Here is a 1,623-nt window from a genome sequence, read left to right on the forward strand (position 1 = left end):
ATTCAAAGGGTCCGCGCGCGAGGCGGCGTTGCCATCGTGGTCGCGCACCGGCCGAGCGCGCTGGCGAGCCTGGATCAGGTTCTTGTGATGGCAAACGGCCGTATCCAGGCCTTTGGCCCGAAGAATGAGATCTTGAACAAGATAACTCGCCCAGCAGGCGTGCCCTTGAAGGTCGTTTCCGGACTTGAAGAGACGGCATCCTGATGGCGCAACGCACGATCTTCGCGGCGGATCGCACCATTCGACGCTATCTGCTTGGCGGTGTCGCAACCTGCATCCTGCTGGTTGGCGGGGCGGGGAGTTTGGCCGCCGTCACCGAGCTTTCCGGGGCCGTTATCGCTTCGGGAAAATTGGTCGTCGATTCCAGTGTCAAGAAAGTACAGCATCCAACCGGTGGAGTGGTCGGCCAAATCTTCGTCCGGGAAGGCGATGCCGTGCAATCGGGCAAGGTTTTGATCCGCCTCGATGAGACGATCACTCGGGCCAATTTGGCGATCGTCACCAAGAGTCTGGACGAATTCGAGGCGCGCCTGGCTCGCCTTGAGACCGAGCGCGACGGCAAAGGAAGCATCATCTTTCCAGCTTCGCTTGTGTCACGGCAGGATGCCCCCGAGGTTGGTCGGGCGATGGCCGGAGAGCAATCTCTGTTCGAATTTCGCCGACAGGCACGCGCCGGTCAGAAGGCTCAGTTGGAAGAGCGCATTGCGCAGCTTGCCGAAGAAGTTTCCGGCTTGACCGAGCAAAGAGATGCCAAGAGCCAGGAAATTGAGTTGATCGGGTTTGAGCTCGAAGGCATGCGCGCACTTTGGCAACGCAAGCTGGTTTCAATCGATCGCATAACTGCGCTTGAACGCGATGCCGTGCGGCTTAAAGGTGAGCACGGGCAACTGACTGCATCGATTGCGCAGGCGAAGGGTCGTATCGCGGAAACCCGGTTGCAGATCATTCAGGTCGACCAGGATTTGCGCAGCGAGGTAGCGAGCGAGCTGCGCGACGTCCAGGCAAAGATCTCTGAATTCGTCGAGCGCAAGGTTTCGGCCGAAGATCAGCTCAAGCGAATCGATATACGCAGTCCGCAGAACGGCGTCGTTCATCAGCTCGGCGTGCACACGGTCGGTGGCGTTATTTCTCCGGGAGAGCTCATCATGCTGATTGTCCCGGTGACAGACGACCTGACCGTCGAGGCGCGCGTGGCTCCGCAAGACATCGATCAATTGACGCCAGGGCAAAGCGCGACCCTGCGGCTGTCGGCATTCAATCAGCAAACAACGCCGGAACTGAGTGGTGCCGTCAGCAAGATTTCCGCCGACCTCAATCTCGATGAGAAAACAGGCGCCGGCTTTTATACCGTGCATGTTGTTTTGCCGCGCACAGAGCTTACCAGGCTCAAGGGCCTGACCTTGGCGCCAGGCATGCCTGTCGAGGTATTCTTTTCGACCGGCAGCCGCACCATGCTTTCCTATCTCGTGAAACCTTTGGCGGATCAAATCCAACGGGCATTCAGGGAAGAGTAGCTGCGTCTCTGGACGACCCCACGAGCTGAATTCCGGAACTAGGACGCGATTTTGCCGTTTCGCCGGAAATTGGAAGCGATCCCACATGTCCGAGTTGACGAATGAAGAG

At 58.5% G+C, this 1,623-nt stretch carries 1 protein-coding gene and 1 pseudogene; both read left to right on the forward strand.

The annotated features are described in order from the left end of the window. A pseudogene (locus EOA86_RS39725) lies at positions 1 to 204 on the forward strand (type I secretion system permease/ATPase); the annotation flags it as partial. Further along, a complete protein-coding gene (locus tag EOA86_RS33775; protein WP_128345506.1) occupies positions 204 to 1,514 on the forward strand; it encodes an HlyD family type I secretion periplasmic adaptor subunit in 1,311 nt (436 codons plus the stop codon). The pseudogene EOA86_RS39725 and the gene EOA86_RS33775, both read left to right, overlap by 1 nt. Positions 1,515 to 1,623 lie beyond the last annotated feature (109 nt).

The organism is Mesorhizobium sp. M5C.F.Ca.IN.020.32.2.1, assembly GCF_004023105.1.
Classification (GTDB): Bacteria; Pseudomonadota; Alphaproteobacteria; order Rhizobiales; family Rhizobiaceae; genus Mesorhizobium; species Mesorhizobium wenxiniae.